Origin of the sequence: Bacillus basilensis (assembly GCF_050630465.1) — a bacterium.
Taxonomy (GTDB): domain Bacteria; phylum Bacillota; class Bacilli; order Bacillales; family Bacillaceae_G; genus Bacillus_A; species Bacillus_A basilensis.
On record NZ_JBNTQO010000004.1, the window covers coordinates 151,789 to 168,528 of the forward strand.

Genomic DNA, 16,740 nt, shown 5'->3' on the forward strand with positions numbered 1-16,740 from the left:
AATAGAAAGAAGGCTCTCGTATATATACAAGAGCCTTCTTTCTATTTCTTAAACTTAAACATATCTCCACTCAAATTCGAATCACTATACACAAACAATACCATGTTAATATTGTTGTCTTTAATGTATTGATATACATCTTTTTCGTGATAGTGACGCAGGTCGAGGATAGATGTATGTTTAAAGCTTTGTGCTAAGTGTGGCACGATTGCATTTGCGAAGGAGTCTTTTAGGACTAAGGCGCGTACTTCATTTGGTGCATTGTTATTTTCGATGACGATTTCTGGATAGTCATCCGTGTAATAACCTGCGTATGATGTTGTATCTTTTTGTTTTTCTACGCCGTATATGTCATCTAAATTTTGATGAACAGTACCTTTCACATCTTTTGCGTTTACGCTTGTGAAGTTGAAACCGTCTTTCGGTGTGTAGTAACACAATTTTTCACCATTGGCATCGATGAGTTGGTATAGTTGGTTGTTGAAGCTTCCAACTAAATGTTTATTTTGCGCACATGTACGAATGTAGTCTTCTTTTTTTATTTCTTTACCTTTATATATAGAAGATTGTTGCCCGATTGTGTTCATTATATATTGGTAGCCTAAGAAGGCACCGTCCATATTCCAATGATGATCTGTTTTGAAATACATGTCCTGTATTTCTTCGTTTGTATAGTTCTGTTTAAAGTGTTCCATAAGTTTTATTGGCTTTACGTCTGCTGGAAGTTTCTTTAGAAAGTAATTTAAATTTTCCTCTGCATATGTGTGAATATGAGAAGGTAATTTAAATGATAATGCATTCGTTTTTGACGGTGGTAAAGCAAAGTAAAACTCAACGTTTTGTTCTTTTGAAAACTGAGATAAGTCGTTTATAGCAGGCATGGATTGGTCAATTTCATTATATTTTTTTGTCCACGCCGGGTTTTTAAGGAGCCATTTATCATCAGTTAAAATAATGTCGTTAATGAGAGATTTGCCCATATTAATTTGAGCAATTGTATAGTTTTTAATAAGCTCATCTCGTCCGATTAGTTGATCATTTGTGTATGTTTCAAAATCTTTAAAGAAGCTACCAGTTAGGAGAGCTTCTTTCGTAAGTGCTGGTTTTTGAGCGAGTGGCCGATTTTCAACTGGTGAAATGTCTCGGTCTGTTTTGAGTAACGATAATATGCCAAATGAAAAGATAATGGTGAGAAAACCGATAAACAGGATGAGGTTCCCCAATTTTTTCATAATAACTTTTCCTTCCTACATCAGTTAAAACCTGAAATAAATAAATGGATTATATGTTGAGTTAATCAAGTACATAACCGAAATCATAAATAATGTTAGTAATAATATAGGACGTACAAATTGCATTGTGAACATATACGTGTTTGGCGCAAGTTCTAGTATGTTTTTAATTCGTTTTAAAATTGGTGTCGCGGCGATAAAGGCGATGATAAATACGATAATGTATTCATGTACGTATAACATTGTATTGTCATCGATGAAGGATTGCCCACCTATGCCGAACATCGCTTTTAAATATTGGAACGAGTAAGCGAAATTATCAGCTCGGAAGAAGACCCAACCGATCATAACGATTAGTAATACGTATGCATGTTGCAGCGGCTTCCATAGTTTATTTAATATTTTTTCGAATCCAGCTTTTTCAATTGAAATAATAAAGCCGTAATATAAGCCCCAGGCGATAAATGTCCAGCTCGCCCCGTGCCATAAACCAGTTAATCCCCACACGATGAAGAGGTTACGATAATTCGCTAGTTTTGAAACGCGGTTTCCGCCGAGCGGGATATATATGTAATCGCGGAACCAAGAGCCGAGTGTAATATGCCATCTTCTCCAAAACTCTGAAATAGATTTAGAGATGTACGGGTAGTTGAAGTTTTTCGGGAAATCAAATCCGAACATTTTTCCAAGTCCGATTGCCATATCAGAGTATCCTGAGAAATCGAAATAAATTTGCAAGGTATAGGCGATAATACCGATCCATGCCGTTCCAACACTCATTTCAGATGGTGGTAAGGCAAAGATTTTATCAGCAACAAATCCAACTTGGTTAGCGATTAATATCTTTTTTGCTAGTCCGAGCACGAAAATTTGAATGCCTTCTGTGAATCGTTCAAAAGAATGGATGCGCGTTTTAATTTGCTCAGCAACGATATTGTAACGAACAATTGGTCCGGCAATAAGCTGAGGGAAAATAGAGATATATAGCGCTAAGTTAAGTGGATTTTTTTGAACATCCCCATCTTTACGGTATATATCGATGACATAGGACATCGCTTGGAATGTATAAAATGAAATTCCAATTGGTAGTGGAATAGGTTCCACATGAATAGATAAGTGCAAGACGTTGTTTAAAATGTCTGTAAAAAATGAAATATACTTAAAATAAGAAAGTAATAGTATATTTCCGACCACAGCCATAATTAAAAATGTGACTTTCATATTTTTTCGTTTATCATAATGATGCACAAGTAGGCCAAAGCAGTAGTTTAATACGATGGAAAAGAGCATTAAAAGAACGAAACGCGGTTCGCCCCATGCATAGAAAATTAAACTAAATGCAAGTAATACGAAATTACGTAGCTCGGCACGCACTATAAAATAGAGAAATAATACGAGAGGTAAAAAGATAAATAAGAAAATCGAACTACTAAATACCAAAGGACTCTCCTCACTTTTTCGAAATACATTTCGTACAAAAAAACCGACATATCTATTATATAGTCTTTTTTATAATAGTGCCTTTAATATTTTAGCATGTTAATAATTCGATTAAAATAATTATTCCGTATAAACGGTTTCTAATGTCATACATAAGAAAAGCGGGCAATTAAGTGTTTTTTTATGTTGAATATAGAGGTGGTAAAGGATTGGAATAGAAAAAAGCAGCATCCAAATAGATGCTGCTTCTTTCTATTCTATTTCTAAATCAACAATTAAGTAAGCAAGTATCACAACAAAGAAAATACTAACGGCTGGTGCTGTTAAGACGTGTCCAGACATAAAGCCGATACCGAGCGATAGGACGAGTGTGCTAGCTAGTAGCATATGTTTTACGCTAAATAGTTTCTTGAAGTTTGTGATCAAGCGAATGAATATTTTTATACCGAAATAAAGAAGCGGCAATAGGTACATAAGGAAGCCGACAATTCCGAATGCAAAGAATAGGTCGTGGAAATCCATTTCGACTAACTTCATTTTCGTCGTATAGTTACCAGCGTAGCCCATTCCGAAGAGTTTTTGAGATAGTGGTGCTTCTTTATAGTATTGTTTATATACTTTTAAAAACTTGTCACGATCACTGTAAATTAAACTTTTCATTTCAGAGTCTGTTAGTTCGCCTTGCTTATGTTCTTCTTCTTTAACTACTTTTCCTTCTTTTCGGTCTTTTTCGTCTTGTACTGATTTTTTGTATTCATATATTTGTAAGTGGATACTCATGTTTTTTGCGATAGGGGTTTGCGGTGTAAGAACGAGTAAACCACCTAATACGACAGCAGCAACGATTGTATTTACAAGATATGTGAATCCTTTTCCTTCTTTTTTACGATGCATCATATATTCAATGAATAAGAAGAAAAGAGCGATGCCCAGTGTAATAACGATAGCACCATAGCCTACTTTCGTTCCGATCATAATGCTTGCATACATCGCAAGTACAGTTGGAATCCAGTAATACACTTTTGAGAAAGAAGTTGTTTTATGGACCGAGTATAAGACAACGATTGGGAACATAATTGCGAAAATGGAACTTAAATCATTTCCGGCAAAGAACCATCCTCTTGAACCAATTTTTGAGTTTGGATAACTTGGGAAATCTGTACCAGTTGCCATCGCTGCGATAATCGAAATACTTAAAATTAACGTTGCATATAAGAAATACGTAATAATTTTATGAAACGCAAATTCGTTATTTTTTAATTCTTTTAGTGCGATAATATATCCAAACAGTAGTACAATTGGATATAAACTTTTCATAATGAATTTCACTTCTTCTCCAAATGAAACTGGAGATTTGATCATTAAATTATTCACAAGGCCGATTGCGAGTACGATGCCAAATAGACATAAATAAAGAATATATTTCTTCGCGCCTTGTTGTTTATGATGAAGAAGTAGATAACCTAATGCAAGAAGCATAAAGGCGAAACGGACTACGATTCCGACTGTTGCGCTCATGTGTAATACATAGATTGAAAAAGACGTTAATAAATCTAAAATTGGTTGAAACACGATGAATAGCAGTAGGAAATGCGGGAAGTAGTTATCCGTCTGTTTTAACTTAGTAACCATATGTTCCTCCATTTCTTCATTCCTTTATTTCAGCACCCCTCTATATAATAGGAAGGGGAATGAATTTCTATATTTGATTTTTATATCAGACTTAAGAATACACCATTTCATTGCAATGGTAAATAGATGAAGAGAGGGGAGAAACCGACTTTAATTTCTATATTTTTCAACGAAATTGTATGTTTTATACAAGGTGATATACAAATTACGAGATTATTAGACAGAAAATTAAGAAAAAAGAAGGGTTTTTCACCCCCTTTCTATAATTATATAAGTATAATCTTTGTGTAGAAAAGAGGGGTATATATAATGGAAGTAACAAGTAAAACAGAATCTGTCATTGTGAAATATGAAGGGCACGTAGCAACAGTTATGGTCAATCGCCCAGAGGTGTTAAACGCATTAGATGAGCCAACATTAAAAGAGCTATTACAAAAACTGAAAGAAGTAGCGGAGAGTTCTGCACACATTGTTGTGTTATGCGGGAACGGCCGTGGTTTTTCTGCGGGTGGAGATATTAAATCGATGCTTTCAAGTAATGATGAAAGCAAGTTTGATGGTATTATGAATACTATTTCTGAAGTCGTTGTGACTCTATATACGATGCCGAAGCTTGTTATTAGTGCTATTCATGGACCAACTGCTGGTCTTGGATTAAGTATTGCATTAACAGCTGACTATGTGATGGCAGATATATCATCGATTATTGCGATGAACTTTATTGGAATCGCTTTAATTCCAGATGGAGGCGGCCATTTCTTCCTTCAAAAGCGCGTTGGTGAAAATATGACGAAGCAAATTATTTGGGAAGGAAAGAAATTATCAGCGACAGAAGCGCTGGATATCGGTTTAATTGATGAAGTAATCGGCGAGGACTTCCAAACGGCTGTGAAGCAAAAAATTAGTGAATGGTCACAAAAGCCGATTAAAGCGATGATTCAAACGAAGCAAATTTTATGTGAAGTAAATCGCTCCAATTTAGAACAAACATTGCAGCTTGAAAAACGCGGTCAATATGCGATGAGACAAACAGCGGATCATAAAGAAGGTATTGCTGCATTTTTAGAAAAACGTTTGCCGGCATTTAAAGGGGAATAAAGGGTAGTGGTAGTTTTACTGCCGGTTAATTTAGGGTAAAGGGGAGAAAGTGCTAACACATTTTAGTATAATTGTGTTAGCACTTTTTTTAGGAGTAATATATGAAGAAAATTATTGGTGTTATCGTTATTATCTTACTTACATATTATGCTTTGCATAGTACACCATCTCTTGCGGTACGAACTGCACTATTCTTTGAAGGGCATCCAATTGTTGCTTTCTCAGGTGAAGTGGAGAAAGAACGGGATGTGAAAAAAGAGGCGATTCCTGATGAGTACCAAACCTTATATGGCGATAAGAAAGAAGAACCAGAGCACTATTTCTTTCCGGTAGTAAGGGCGCACGGATCAGGAATTGATATGTTAAGTGCTTGTGTGAAAAAAGAGTGGTTATTTTATAAGGCAGAGCTCGGATGTTATTAAACATAGGAGGATGAATGATGTCAGCATATAACAAGTTAGTAAGAGACCGTGTTCCAGAGAAGATTTTAATGTCTGGAAAAACATATACAGCACAAAAATTAACAGGACAAGCATACATACAAGCTTTAGCGAAAATTGGAACAGAAGAAATTCGTGAGTTTGCTTCTATGAAAGAGCGTGAACATGCGCTTGATTCTCTTGCGGATGCACTGGAAGTGATCATTTCATTAGCGCGTGCAGAAGGTGCGACAATTGAAGATGTAGAACGTCTTCGTAAGCAAAAAGAAATAGAGCGCGGTGGGTTTGAAAGAGGCATTTATTTATTAGATGTTCCAGAAGAATAGTTTTGTAAAGGAAGCATAGCGTTAGTGAGTAACGCTATGCTTTTTTGTTGCAATTAAACTAATAATGAAGAAGGCAGCTGTTAATACCCAGCCAATTGTAATAGAAGTAGTAGTGTGGACTGCATAAGAAACTTGTAAACAAAATAATGATGCTAAAAACCAAATGAGTACAATGTGTACATATTGTTTTGATATATTCATATTGTATAACTCCTTTTGTATACTAAAGTGAATTTTACTATAATTTAGAAAATTAAGCTATATGAGTAGAGGTTTTATAGCAAATTTTGTATACTAAATAATAGAGAAAATGAGGAGGAAACGACAATGGCACATCATACGAAAGAAACGATGGAACTTATTAAGGAGCTTGTCTCTATTCCGAGTCCGTCTGGAAATACAGAGAAAATCATTCGTTTTATTGAAAACTATGTAAGTGAGTGGAATGTAGAAACGAAGCGTAACAATAAAGGTGCTCTTATTTTAACGGTAAAAGGGAAAAATGATGCACAGCACCGTTTATTAACAGCACACGTTGATACGTTAGGTGCGATGGTAAAAGAGATTAAGCCTGACGGTCGTCTGAGTCTTTCTATGATTGGCGGATTTCGCTGGAACTCTGTAGAAGGGGAATACTGCGAAATTGAAACATCAAGTGGCAAGACGTATACAGGGACGATTTTAATGCATCAAACATCTGTGCATGTATATAAAGATGCAGGTGAAGCGAAACGCGATGAGAAAAATATTGAGGTTCGTATTGATGAGCGCGTATTTTCAGCTGATGAAGTACGTGAATTAGGAATTGAAGTAGGAGACTTCGTTTCATTTGATCCGCGCGTTCAAATTACAGGGAGTGGATACATAAAATCACGTCATTTAGATGACAAAGTAAGTGTTGCGATTCTATTAAAATTAATTAAGAGATTACAAGATGAAAATGTAACATTACCATATACAACTCATTTCTTAATTTCTAATAATGAAGAGATCGGATACGGTGGTAACTCTAACATTCCAGAAGAAACGGTTGAGTATTTAGCAGTTGATATGGGAGCGTTAGGTGATGGACAAGCATCTGACGAATATACAGTATCTATTTGTGCAAAAGACTCCAGTGGTCCGTATCATTATGCACTACGTAAACATTTAGTAGAGCTTGCGAAAACGAACAACATTGAATATAAAGTAGATATTTATCCGTACTATGGATCGGATGCATCAGCTGCGATTCACGCTGGATTTGATGTGAAACATGCATTAATTGGAGCGGGTATTGATTCTTCTCATGCATTTGAGCGCACACATGAAAGTTCGATTGCACATACAGAAGCACTTGTTTATGCATATGTATTATCAGAGATGATTGCTGAATAAGAAAAGAAATAGGTTGCCTTTGGTAGCCTATTTTTTTGTTTGCAGAGAAATCGACTTTATTTAACAAAAAGTAAATTAATTGTAATTTATTTTACAATATTAAGAAAGTAGGTTTACTACATAATTCGAGTATTATAAAATGATAGAGGCGCACTAATTTTTTTTGTTCGGATTTTTCGAGATTTATATATTAAGATTACGCGTTATTAAAAGGTGATTGTCGAGAGGAGTATTATTTTTTATGAAGTATCGTGCAGTCGCGGCAGGTATTTTAGCCGCAAGTTTATTATCGTCTCCAGTAAGTAGTTTCGCAGCAGCGAAGAAGTTTTCGGATGTTCCTACATGGGCGCAAGAATCAGTTGATTATTTAGTAGGAAAGAAAGCGCTTGATGGAAAGCCAGATGGAACGTTTTCTCCATCTGAAGCAGTAGATAGAGGATCAGCTGCAAAAATTTTAGCAGTCGTTCTTGGTTTACCAATTGATCCAAAAGCAAAGCCATCTTTTAAAGATGCACAAAGCCATTGGGCAGCTCCGTACATTGCTGCAGTGGAAAAAGCAGGTGTAATTAATGGAGATGGTACTGGTAAATTCAGTCCATTCAACAAAATTAACCGTGCATCTATGGCATCTATGTTAGTACAAGCATACTCATTAGATAAGAAAATTATTGGAGAGCTTCCAACACAGTTTAAAGATTTGGAACCTCATTGGGGTAAGAAACAAGCTAATATTTTAGTAGCCTTAGAGATTTCTAATGGTACGGGAAATGGCTGGAATCCTGAAGGAACTGTAACTCGTGCAGAGGCAGCTCAGTTCATTGCGATGGCTGATAAAAATAAAACAAATACATCAAAAAGAATGTATATGAACAGAAACTTTATTACATATCATCAACCATCATTATCATCTGGCATTACTGACGTTCAACATAAGCCGCAAATGGTTGAAGTGACAGAACAAAGAGCGGACGGCTGGTTGAAAATTGTAACAAGTAAAGGTGAGAAGTGGACACCTCTAAAAGAAAAAACAGAAACGATTAATGAAGGATTTACTACTTATGAAACAGCTTCACATAGTTCTAAAGTGCTAGGTACATATGATGCACAAACAGTAACGGTTATGGAAGAGAGTGGCAGCTGGATTCGTATCCGCGTAGGCGCTGGTTTCCAGTGGGTTGATAAAAATCAATTAAATCCAGTAAAACAAGAGAACTTCTTAGAAGGTAAAGCAATTATTATTGATCCAGGTCACGGTGGAGTTGACTCGGGTAATCCTGGTTATTATGAGAAAGAAAGCCAAACAGTATTAGATGTATCATTACGATTAAAGAAAATATTTGAGCAAAAGGCACCATTTACTGTTATGTTCACTCGTACAGATAATACACGTCCAGGAGTAAACTCAACAGATTCATTGAAAAAACGAGTAGAGTTTGCACAGGAACATAATGGAGATATTTTTGTAAGTATTCATGCCAATGGTTCTGAAAAGAAAAATGGAGAAGGTACAGAAACATTATATTATAATTCAGCAAGAGCAAAAGTAACGAATCCGCATGTAGAAGACAGTAAGTTATTAGCACAAAAAATTCAAGACCGTCTTGTAGCAGCACTTGGAACAAAAGATCGTGGTGCGAAACATCAGGACTTATATGTAACTAGAGAAAATACAATGCCAGCTGTATTAACAGAATTAGCATTTGTAGATAACAAAACCGATGCAGATAAAATTGCTACACCAAAACAGAGACAAGCTGCAGCAGAAGCGATTTATCAAGGTATTTTAGATTATTACGAAGCAAAAGGTAATAGCGTATCTTCTTTCCGTTAATAAATTAAAAGAGATTGCCAACAGGCAGTCTCTTTTATTTATTAACGTTTCTCTTTATTTCCGGCATGTGATATCATTTAATTTTATACGAAAAGTATTGTAGCAATTGTAATCATAACAATTTTAAACGATAGAGGATGATCATAGATTGAATAATCATAGTAAAACACCTGCATGTATATATACGTATGCATTTCGCGAGGAGGAGCGTGCTTTATGTTACTTGGAAATGCGCTCGTTCTTTGGAATGGAGTCTCACGTTAATATTCTGAAAAGTAATGTCAAAATTGAACCGAGTAGAAGTGCGTTTATTAAAGAGCGCGTTGAGGTTATGTATGAAGGAGACGACCTAGAGAGTATTCTAAAACAAGTGGAACAAATTGATTTGGCGGGGGCGTCGTTTAAAGTTATCTTCGTTAAAATCAATGACCTGGTTGGAGAGAATAAAATTGAATATGGGGAAAGACGTCTGATTGAACGAGACCTTGGCATGCATATTGAAGGAGAAGCTGATGTTCGTAATCCAGAGCGTGTATTCGGGATTGTTCCTCTTGGAGGACGCTGGTACTTCGGGCACTATGTAGAAAGTGAACCAGTTTGGTATCATCACATAAAAAAACCGCATAGCTATTCGACTTCTCTTAGTACACGTGTTGCGAGATCAGTTGCAAATGTTGCGGTGCCTAATCCAGAGGGAGTACGAGCAATTGACCCGTGTTGCGGCATTGGAACAGTAGTAGTAGAAGCACTTTCTATGGGGATTAATATCGTTGGTAGAGATATAAATCCACTTGTGGTTCTTGGAACGAGAAAAAACATCGCGCATTTCGGGTTTGAAGGAACAGTAACAAAAGGCCCAATTGAAGAAATTACTGAGAACTACGACGTTGCAATTATCGATATGCCATACGACTTATTTACGCACGCAACACCAGAAGATCAATTCTCGATTCTTTCAAGCGCGCGTCGCATCGCTAAAAAGGTAGTCGTTGTCACGATGGAAACGATGGACGACATGATCCATGAAGCAGGATTTGAAATTACAGATCGCTGTATTACAAGAAAAGGATCATTTACTAGACAAATTCTTGTTTGTGAATAAGAAAGGAAGGTCACCCGTTTGGGTGCCCTTTTTTTGCTTTGTATTGATGTGTGATTAGTTGGCAGTTTGCGGGTATTGTTTGCTGAAATTTGTCGATAAGTCGATACCCTATGTCGAATCGTCGATATATTGTAAGTTGTGATCGATATATTTGAAAAATCGTTGATATATTTCGAGAATCGTTCGATATCGCTTTGTTAGTAAATTACTTTTCTTTTGTTTTTTCTTGTTCTGCAGTTAGTAAATTGCGTAAGATATGTCCGCGGTAACTTTCTAGTTTGCGTCCTTCATGATAGCGCACGCCTAATTTCTTTAGTTCAGCTACGTACCAGCCTTTTGTTCCGTAGTACATTGGATCACTTCCTTTTGCTTTTGAACAGTATATGTTGGGGGTGGAAGTAACTTTCCATTGAAAATAATAAGCCTGGTTGTATCAAGGTGTTCCATAAAATAGCTTCCGGATCGTGTATAAAAAAATAGACAGTAGTGTATGCTTTTTTAAACAATGTATACAAATTTATCCCCTACGCGTTGGCATGATATTTGCAATGAAAAGAGTATCAACATATAGGGGAGAGATGGAAATGAAGGTTAGTAAAGTGTATACGACAATTGATGCGCACGTAGCTGGAGAGCCACTTCGAATTATTACAGGAGGCGTGCCAGAAATAAAAGGAGAAACGCAGCTAGAAAGACGTGCGTACTGTATGGAGCATTTGGATCATCTTCGCGAAATTCTTATGTATGAACCGAGGGGACATCACGGTATGTACGGTTGCATTATTACACCGCCTGCAAGTGCCCACGCTGATTTTGGTGTATTATTTATGCACAATGAAGGCTGGAGTACGATGTGTGGGCATGGCATTATTGCTGTTATTACAGTCGGAATTGAAACAGGTATGTTTGAAGTGACAGGTGAAAAACAAAAGTTCATTATTGATAGCCCTGCTGGGGAAGTGGTTGCGTACGCAAAATATAACGGGAGCGAAGTAGAGTCCGTATCATTTGAAAACGTTCCTTCATTTGTATACAAAAAAGACGTTCCTATTAAAATAGATGACTATGAATTTCAAGTAGATATCGCATTTGGCGGAGCTTTTTATGCTGTAGTGGATAGTAAAGAATTTGGTTTGAAAGTCGATTTCAAAGACTTATCTGCTATTCAAACTTGGGGCGGTAAAATTAAGCACTACATTGAGAGCCGAATGGAAGTAAAGCATCCGCTTGAAGAAGGTTTAAAAGGAATATACGGCGTTATTTTCTCAGATGAACCGAAGGGGGAAGACGCAACTTTACGAAATGTAACAATTTTTGCTGACGGACAAGTAGATCGCTCTCCTTGCGGCACAGGAACTTCCGCAAGAATCGCAACCCTTTTTGAAAAAGATGCCTTGCAAAAGGGAGAAATTTTCGTCCACGAATGCATTACTGACGGAAAATTCGAAGGGGAAGTATTGTCGGTAACAGCGGTACATACATATGAAGCTGTCGTTCCGAAAGTAACGGGGCATGCATTTATTACAGGGTTTCATCAGTTCGTTGTAGACCCGAGAGATGATTTGAATCGGGGATTTTTGTTAGGATAAGAGGAGGAGGTGGAAAGATATGCTAGTTATAAGCGCGAACGAACAACGAAACTTAGTAAATATGAACGAAGTCATTGAATACGCGGCGCTTGCTTTACAAGAATTTTCCGCAGAAAGAACGATCACACCAATACGTACTTCACTGCCATTTGCGAATGAGAAAAATACGGCATTAATTATGCCTTCAGTAGCGGAAGGACTTGAGGCACTTGGCTTAAAAGTAGTAACAGTAGTCCCCGAGAACAAAAAGATAGGAAAGAAAACGATAAACGGGATTGTGATGCTATCAGACTTTCAAACGGGAGAACCGCTTGCACTTTTAGAAGGATCGTACTTAACGATGATTCGAACAGGCGCCTTATCAGGAGTAGCGACAAAACATTTAGCTCGTCATAACGCAAAAACTTTATGTATTATCGGGACCGGAGAACAGGCGAAAGGAATTGCCGAAGCTGTATTTGCGGTTAGAGGTATTGAAAAAGTCATTTTATACAATCGAACAGAAGAAAAAGCGTATGCATTTGCGCAATATATACAAGAGAAATTTGGTAAACCTGCTTATGTTCATACAAATCCAAATGAAGCAATAAGCGAAGCAGACATCATCGTCACAACTACGACCGCATCCACACCAGTCTTCTCAGAAAAACTACAAAAAGGCGTCCACGTAAACGCCGTCGGCTCATTCAGACCAAGCATGCAAGAACTACCATCCCACGCCATCGTAAGCGCAACAAAAGTAGTAATCGAATCAAAAGAGGCAGCATTAGAAGAAACGGGTGATCTTCAAGTTCCGATACAAGAAGGTTTATTCAAAGCTAGCGACATCCACGCCGAACTTGGTCAAATTATAAGCGGGGAAAAAGCAGGCCGCGAAAGCGATGAAGAGATTACTGTTTTCAAATCGGTTGGTTTGGCAGTGGTAGATATTATCGTTGCGAAGTATTTGTATGAGAAAGCGGTGGAGCAGGGAGTGGGGAATAGGATTGAGTTTTGATTGGGGGGCTGCCTTTTGGTGGTCTTTTTTTGTAGGGGTTGGGTTCTTCTGTGTTAATGGATCTTGTTTGGAAGAATTGTGACAAGTAATTATTAACATAAGATATAGAGGACAGGAGTACATGAGGGATGTATGAAGAATGCATAAAAATTGAATTTTTCTAGTATAAACATAGAAGCGGATTAAGAGGTGGAAATAGTAGATAGAGATGAAAAACCTCATTAAATCTAGTAGGAGAAGAATTTACAAGTGCAAAAGGGTTTTATTTTCTTTTGTGGAATGATATTTATAGTTCCCTTATTAAAATTTAGAAAGGAGAATATTTATGAAACATTCCTTATTGGAGACAAATACAGAGCCAGGAAAGAAAGAATCATTGCTTACACGGTGTGCAAATGTATTTTCGAGATGGTCTCAGAAATATGTCCCGGATGCCTTTGTTATTGCTGTGCTGCTTACTTTATTTACTTTCATTATAGCTTTGTTGATGAATCCCTCAAATCCGTACAAGATCGTAAAATCTTGGGGGGATGGATTTTGGACTTATTTAACGTTTACAATGCAAATGGTATTGCTAATGGTTACAGGAATGACGCTAGCTTCTGTCCCGTTTATTAATAGAGGTTTGCAGTCCGTTGCAAAGTTGGCCGATACACCTCAAAAGGCTTATACGATGACATTTTTGATTAGTGCAATTGCATACTATATCAATTGGGGACTAGCTGTAGTTGTGGGAGCGATCATTGCGAAGGAAGTGGCGAAAAAGAATCCGAATGCACATTTTCCATTACTTGTAGCAGCTGCTTATGCTCCGACAGCCTTATATAGCGCAGGTCTCTCTAGTTCTATTGGCCTGACAATTGCCACAAAGGATCATTTTCTTATAGATATGATTGGAATTATTCCTACCTCACAAACAATCTTTAGTTATTCTACTCTAATTATTTTTTTCGCTCTATTCATCACGATGCCAATTATTATTGTACTTATGGCTCCAAAAAGTGGGATTATCAGGTATAAAGCACTCGAAACAGATACAAATTCTTTTGTAAAACCTGCTCAAAAAAAATTAACTCCTGCGGAAAAACTGGAATGGACACCCGTTTTAGGAATAGTATTAGGCGTAATCGGCACGTTGTATTGTGTTTATGAATTCATAAACGGTCATAGTTTAGATTTAAATATCATTAATTTGTTTTTCTTGTCACTTGGTTTGCTCCTGCATGGTTCTCTTGGCAACTTTGCACAAGGATTCAAAGAAGCTGCGCAATCCATATCTCCAATTATCCTACAGTTTCCATTTTATGCGGGGATTATCGCTGTTTTAGGTAGTTCAGGATTGGGAAGCTCAATCATTGAATGGATGGCATCCATTGCGTCAAAGGATACATTTGATATATTTACATATTGGTCAGCGGGTTTGGTGAACTTATTGGCACCATCCGGCGGGGGACAATGGGCTTTACAAGGGCCACTGCAGGTCCCGGCAGGATTGAAGTTAGGTGTAGATCCGGCTACTATTGCTATGGCGGTAGGCTGGGGGGACGCATGGACAAATTTGATTCAGCCATTCTGGGCACTACCTCTTTTAGGAGTACTGGGATTGAAAATTAAAGATATCATGGGTTATTGTTTCATTCTCTGCATTTGGGTCGGAATTGTTACAAGTGTATTGATGTTATTTCTATATTAGTTTTAATAGGAATGCACATCACTATTAAGTAATACGATTAAAATGAAGGTGAAATGGATTTAGAAGCATAGACGAAGTATTTATGAATATCCTAGATTTCAGTATCAAATTTCTGGATATATATGTTATTCCATGTAGGAACGGCAATTACAAAAATCACTTGAAGTTGCATAACATTCATCTGTAAACATCTCATTTTCTATCTGTTAAGAAACTTTGCAATAGAACCATCTTTTGAGAAGTCATAAGAGATACTCGCAAGCCTTATTTGAAGTAAAATCAGTTAAGGATCTATCAATAGAGTAAATCCTATTGATAGATCCTTAATGTTGTAAATCCGCAAAATCTTGATGCTACCCTATGCCCATCTTTAGCTTAACCGTAGAAATCCCCAAAAAATCAAACTCACATATACCATCTTGGCACTCTTTCAGATAAAGTATTTAAAATCTAGTTCAGATAAATGAAAATCATAGAATACATACCCTTTTATAATTTTAGCTAGATTTATTATTAACTAATGTATCCCCACCACCAAGCTCCGCCTCAATCTGCGAAGTCTTCGATGACTCATCCATACGCCAATACGTAATAAAGCTGATGGCGATACATCCAGCTACGTAGAAGTAGAATAGTGATTCCATTCCGATACTCTTTAGCCATAATGCGATGAACTCAGCAGTTCCTCCGAATATCGCAACGGTTAGTGCATATGGTAAACCTACGCCAAGTGCGCGAATTTCGGTTGGGAAGAGTTCTGCTTTTACAATTGCGTTAATCGATGTGTAACCAGTAACGATAATGAGACCGACCATCATGAGTAAAAATGCTACGATTGGTTCTGTCGTTTTTTCCATGAAGAAGAAGATTGGTGCCGTTAGTAATGTTCCGAGAATACCGAATGCCATTAATAGTGGGCGGCGTCCAATTTTATCGGATAATAGTCCTGCAATTGGTTGAAGTACGACGAAAATAAGTAGTGCGACAAAGTTAATCCAGCTTACAATTTCTTTCGGAAGGCCGACTGTGTTTACCATGAACTTTTGTAAATATGTTGTGTACGTATAGAATGCAACAGTGCCTCCGAGTGTTAGGCCGACTACTGTTAATACTGCTTTCGGATGTTTCATAAGAGCGCTAATGGTTCCTGCGCTTTCGCGTTTTTGTGATTTTATGTTTGAGAATTGCTCTGATTCATCCATCGTGCGGCGAAGCCATAATACAGCTACTGCGCCCATCGCCCCAATAATGAATGGAATACGCCATCCCCAAGCTTTCATATCTGGTTCGCTTAGTAATTGCTGAAGAACAATTTGAACGCCTAACGCAACCATCTGTCCAGCAACGAGCGTTACATATTGGAAACTTGAATAAAAGCCACGGCGACCACTACTAGCCATTTCAGATAAATACGTTGCGGAAGTTCCGTACTCTCCGCCAAGTGATAATCCTTGCAGTAAACGGGCAAGAACTAAAATAATTGGTGCCATAATACCGATGCTTTCGTAACTAGGTGTACAGGCGATAATTAAAGAACCACCGGCCATAACCGTAATGGAAAGAGTTAATGCTGCCCGGCGTCCGTGCCGATCTGCATAACGTCCCATTAATAAACTTCCGATAGGACGCATTAAGAATCCAACTGCGAAAATAGCTGCTGTGTTCAGTAATTGACTCGTTGGATCGCCTTTAGGAAAGAACTCTGCTGAAAAATAAACAGCGAAAGCAGAGTAAACGTACCAGTCGTACCATTCAATTAAATTGCCGACAGAACCTTTAAAAATATTGCCGGCGACTCGATTAGATTTTGCTTGAGCCATAATCATTCCTCCTCTTGCTTATAAATAAAATGATAATTATGAAAGCGTGTGCATTGTAGTTGAATTGTACTGCCTGTTAGTTGAAATCTCAATATTGTGATAATTTTATTCTTTTTGTACTTTATGTACATGGGTATTTTTAATAGTTGCTTCATTTTCAGTT

General features: G+C 37.3%; 14 protein-coding genes and 1 pseudogene. 9 read left to right on the forward strand and 6 right to left on the reverse strand.

Annotated features, from left to right (window positions below; translation table 11 throughout):
- Positions 1–41: 41 nt before the first annotated feature.
- From patB1 to ACQVV1_RS10090, 3 genes are all read right to left on the reverse strand, one after another.
- On the reverse strand, positions 42–1,232 hold the full coding sequence (gene patB1, locus ACQVV1_RS10080) for a secondary cell wall polysaccharide O-acetyltransferase PatB1 (RefSeq protein ID WP_242256711.1): 1,191 nt from the start codon (positions 1,230–1,232) through the stop codon (positions 42–44).
- A 24-nt stretch (positions 1,233–1,256) separates the two neighbouring features.
- Entirely contained in the window at positions 1,257–2,672 is a 1,416-nt protein-coding gene (locus ACQVV1_RS10085; protein ID WP_431168820.1) for an MBOAT family O-acyltransferase, read from the reverse strand.
- A 252-nt stretch (positions 2,673–2,924) separates the two neighbouring features.
- A complete protein-coding gene (locus ACQVV1_RS10090) occupies positions 2,925–4,304 on the reverse strand; it encodes an O-antigen ligase family protein (RefSeq protein ID WP_431168821.1) in 1,380 nt (459 codons plus the stop codon).
- Between the two features lie 309 nt (positions 4,305–4,613).
- Here ACQVV1_RS10090 and ACQVV1_RS10095 point away from each other — a divergent pair, with 309 nt between their 5' ends.
- The 3 genes from ACQVV1_RS10095 (at position 4,614) to ACQVV1_RS10105 (ending at position 6,168) form a co-directional block, all read left to right on the forward strand.
- The gene (locus tag ACQVV1_RS10095) at positions 4,614–5,402 is read left to right on the forward strand and encodes an enoyl-CoA hydratase (RefSeq protein ID WP_000454174.1); all 789 of its coding nucleotides are present in this window, start codon (positions 4,614–4,616) and stop codon (positions 5,400–5,402) included.
- A gap of 101 nt (positions 5,403–5,503) precedes the next feature.
- Complete coding sequence (locus ACQVV1_RS10100) at positions 5,504–5,824, forward strand: hypothetical protein (protein WP_242256718.1); 321 nt, start codon at positions 5,504–5,506, stop codon at positions 5,822–5,824.
- A 17-nt stretch (positions 5,825–5,841) separates the two neighbouring features.
- Positions 5,842–6,168 carry a nucleoside triphosphate pyrophosphohydrolase gene (locus ACQVV1_RS10105; protein WP_242256720.1) on the forward strand — a complete coding sequence of 109 codons (327 nt, stop codon included), beginning with the start codon at positions 5,842–5,844 and terminating at the stop codon, positions 6,166–6,168.
- A gap of 21 nt (positions 6,169–6,189) precedes the next feature.
- On the opposite strand, the gene ACQVV1_RS10110 is transcribed toward ACQVV1_RS10105, so the two are convergent.
- Positions 6,190–6,369 carry a hypothetical protein gene (locus ACQVV1_RS10110; protein WP_242256721.1) on the reverse strand — a complete coding sequence of 60 codons (180 nt, stop codon included), beginning with the start codon at positions 6,367–6,369 and terminating at the stop codon, positions 6,190–6,192.
- A 126-nt stretch (positions 6,370–6,495) separates the two neighbouring features.
- Between ACQVV1_RS10110 and ACQVV1_RS10115 the strand changes: the two genes are divergently transcribed.
- The 3 genes from ACQVV1_RS10115 (at position 6,496) to ACQVV1_RS10125 (ending at position 10,478) form a co-directional block, all read left to right on the forward strand.
- On the forward strand, positions 6,496–7,545 hold the full coding sequence (locus tag ACQVV1_RS10115; RefSeq protein ID WP_242256723.1) for a M42 family metallopeptidase: 1,050 nt from the start codon (positions 6,496–6,498) through the stop codon (positions 7,543–7,545).
- 241 nt (positions 7,546–7,786) lie between these two features.
- Positions 7,787–9,376, forward strand: coding sequence for an N-acetylmuramoyl-L-alanine amidase (locus ACQVV1_RS10120; protein ID WP_242256725.1), 1,590 nt, complete (start codon positions 7,787–7,789; stop codon positions 9,374–9,376).
- Between the two features lie 148 nt (positions 9,377–9,524).
- Entirely contained in the window at positions 9,525–10,478 is a 954-nt protein-coding gene (locus tag ACQVV1_RS10125) for a TRM11 family SAM-dependent methyltransferase (RefSeq protein ID WP_431168822.1), read from the forward strand.
- A 205-nt stretch (positions 10,479–10,683) separates the two neighbouring features.
- On the opposite strand, the pseudogene ACQVV1_RS10130 reads toward ACQVV1_RS10125, so the two are convergent.
- Positions 10,684–10,925 (reverse strand): annotated as a pseudogene (locus ACQVV1_RS10130) (YflJ family protein).
- A gap of 89 nt (positions 10,926–11,014) precedes the next feature.
- On the opposite strand from ACQVV1_RS10130, the gene ACQVV1_RS10135 reads away from it, so the two are divergent.
- From ACQVV1_RS10135 to ACQVV1_RS10145, 3 genes are all read left to right on the forward strand, one after another.
- A complete protein-coding gene (locus ACQVV1_RS10135) occupies positions 11,015–12,067 on the forward strand; it encodes a proline racemase family protein (RefSeq protein WP_431168823.1) in 1,053 nt (350 codons plus the stop codon).
- Between the two features lie 19 nt (positions 12,068–12,086).
- A complete protein-coding gene (locus ACQVV1_RS10140) occupies positions 12,087–13,064 on the forward strand; it encodes an ornithine cyclodeaminase family protein (RefSeq protein WP_431168824.1) in 978 nt (325 codons plus the stop codon).
- 325 nt (positions 13,065–13,389) lie between these two features.
- A complete protein-coding gene (locus tag ACQVV1_RS10145) occupies positions 13,390–14,757 on the forward strand; it encodes a short-chain fatty acid transporter (protein WP_242256682.1) in 1,368 nt (455 codons plus the stop codon).
- Between the two features lie 497 nt (positions 14,758–15,254).
- Here ACQVV1_RS10145 and ACQVV1_RS10150 read toward each other — a convergent pair whose 3' ends face one another.
- Positions 15,255–16,577: an MFS transporter gene (locus tag ACQVV1_RS10150; RefSeq protein WP_242256680.1), complete on the reverse strand. Its 1,323-nt coding sequence runs from the start codon at positions 16,575–16,577 to the stop codon at positions 15,255–15,257.
- Positions 16,578–16,740: the final 163 nt, after the last annotated feature.

Excerpts from the sequence above, each read along its gene's own strand:
- patB1 (WP_242256711.1), bottom strand. The coding sequence starts at position 1,232 with ATGAAAAAATTGGGGAACCTCATCCTGTTTATCGGTTTTCTCACCATT.
- ACQVV1_RS10090 (WP_431168821.1), bottom strand. The coding sequence starts at position 4,304 with ATGGTTACTAAGTTAAAACAGACGGATAACTACTTCCCGCATTTCCTA.
- ACQVV1_RS10095 (WP_000454174.1), top strand. The coding sequence starts at position 4,614 with ATGGAAGTAACAAGTAAAACAGAATCTGTCATTGTGAAATATGAAGGG.
- ACQVV1_RS10100 (WP_242256718.1), top strand. The coding sequence starts at position 5,504 with ATGAAGAAAATTATTGGTGTTATCGTTATTATCTTACTTACATATTAT.
- ACQVV1_RS10105 (WP_242256720.1), top strand. The coding sequence starts at position 5,842 with ATGTCAGCATATAACAAGTTAGTAAGAGACCGTGTTCCAGAGAAGATT.
- ACQVV1_RS10110 (WP_242256721.1), bottom strand. The coding sequence starts at position 6,369 with ATGAATATATCAAAACAATATGTACACATTGTACTCATTTGGTTTTTA.
- ACQVV1_RS10115 (WP_242256723.1), top strand. The coding sequence starts at position 6,496 with ATGGCACATCATACGAAAGAAACGATGGAACTTATTAAGGAGCTTGTC.
- ACQVV1_RS10120 (WP_242256725.1), top strand. The coding sequence starts at position 7,787 with ATGAAGTATCGTGCAGTCGCGGCAGGTATTTTAGCCGCAAGTTTATTA.
- ACQVV1_RS10135 (WP_431168823.1), top strand. The coding sequence starts at position 11,015 with ATGATATTTGCAATGAAAAGAGTATCAACATATAGGGGAGAGATGGAA.
- ACQVV1_RS10140 (WP_431168824.1), top strand. The coding sequence starts at position 12,087 with ATGCTAGTTATAAGCGCGAACGAACAACGAAACTTAGTAAATATGAAC.
- ACQVV1_RS10145 (WP_242256682.1), top strand. The coding sequence starts at position 13,390 with ATGAAACATTCCTTATTGGAGACAAATACAGAGCCAGGAAAGAAAGAA.
- ACQVV1_RS10150 (WP_242256680.1), bottom strand. The coding sequence starts at position 16,577 with ATGGCTCAAGCAAAATCTAATCGAGTCGCCGGCAATATTTTTAAAGGT.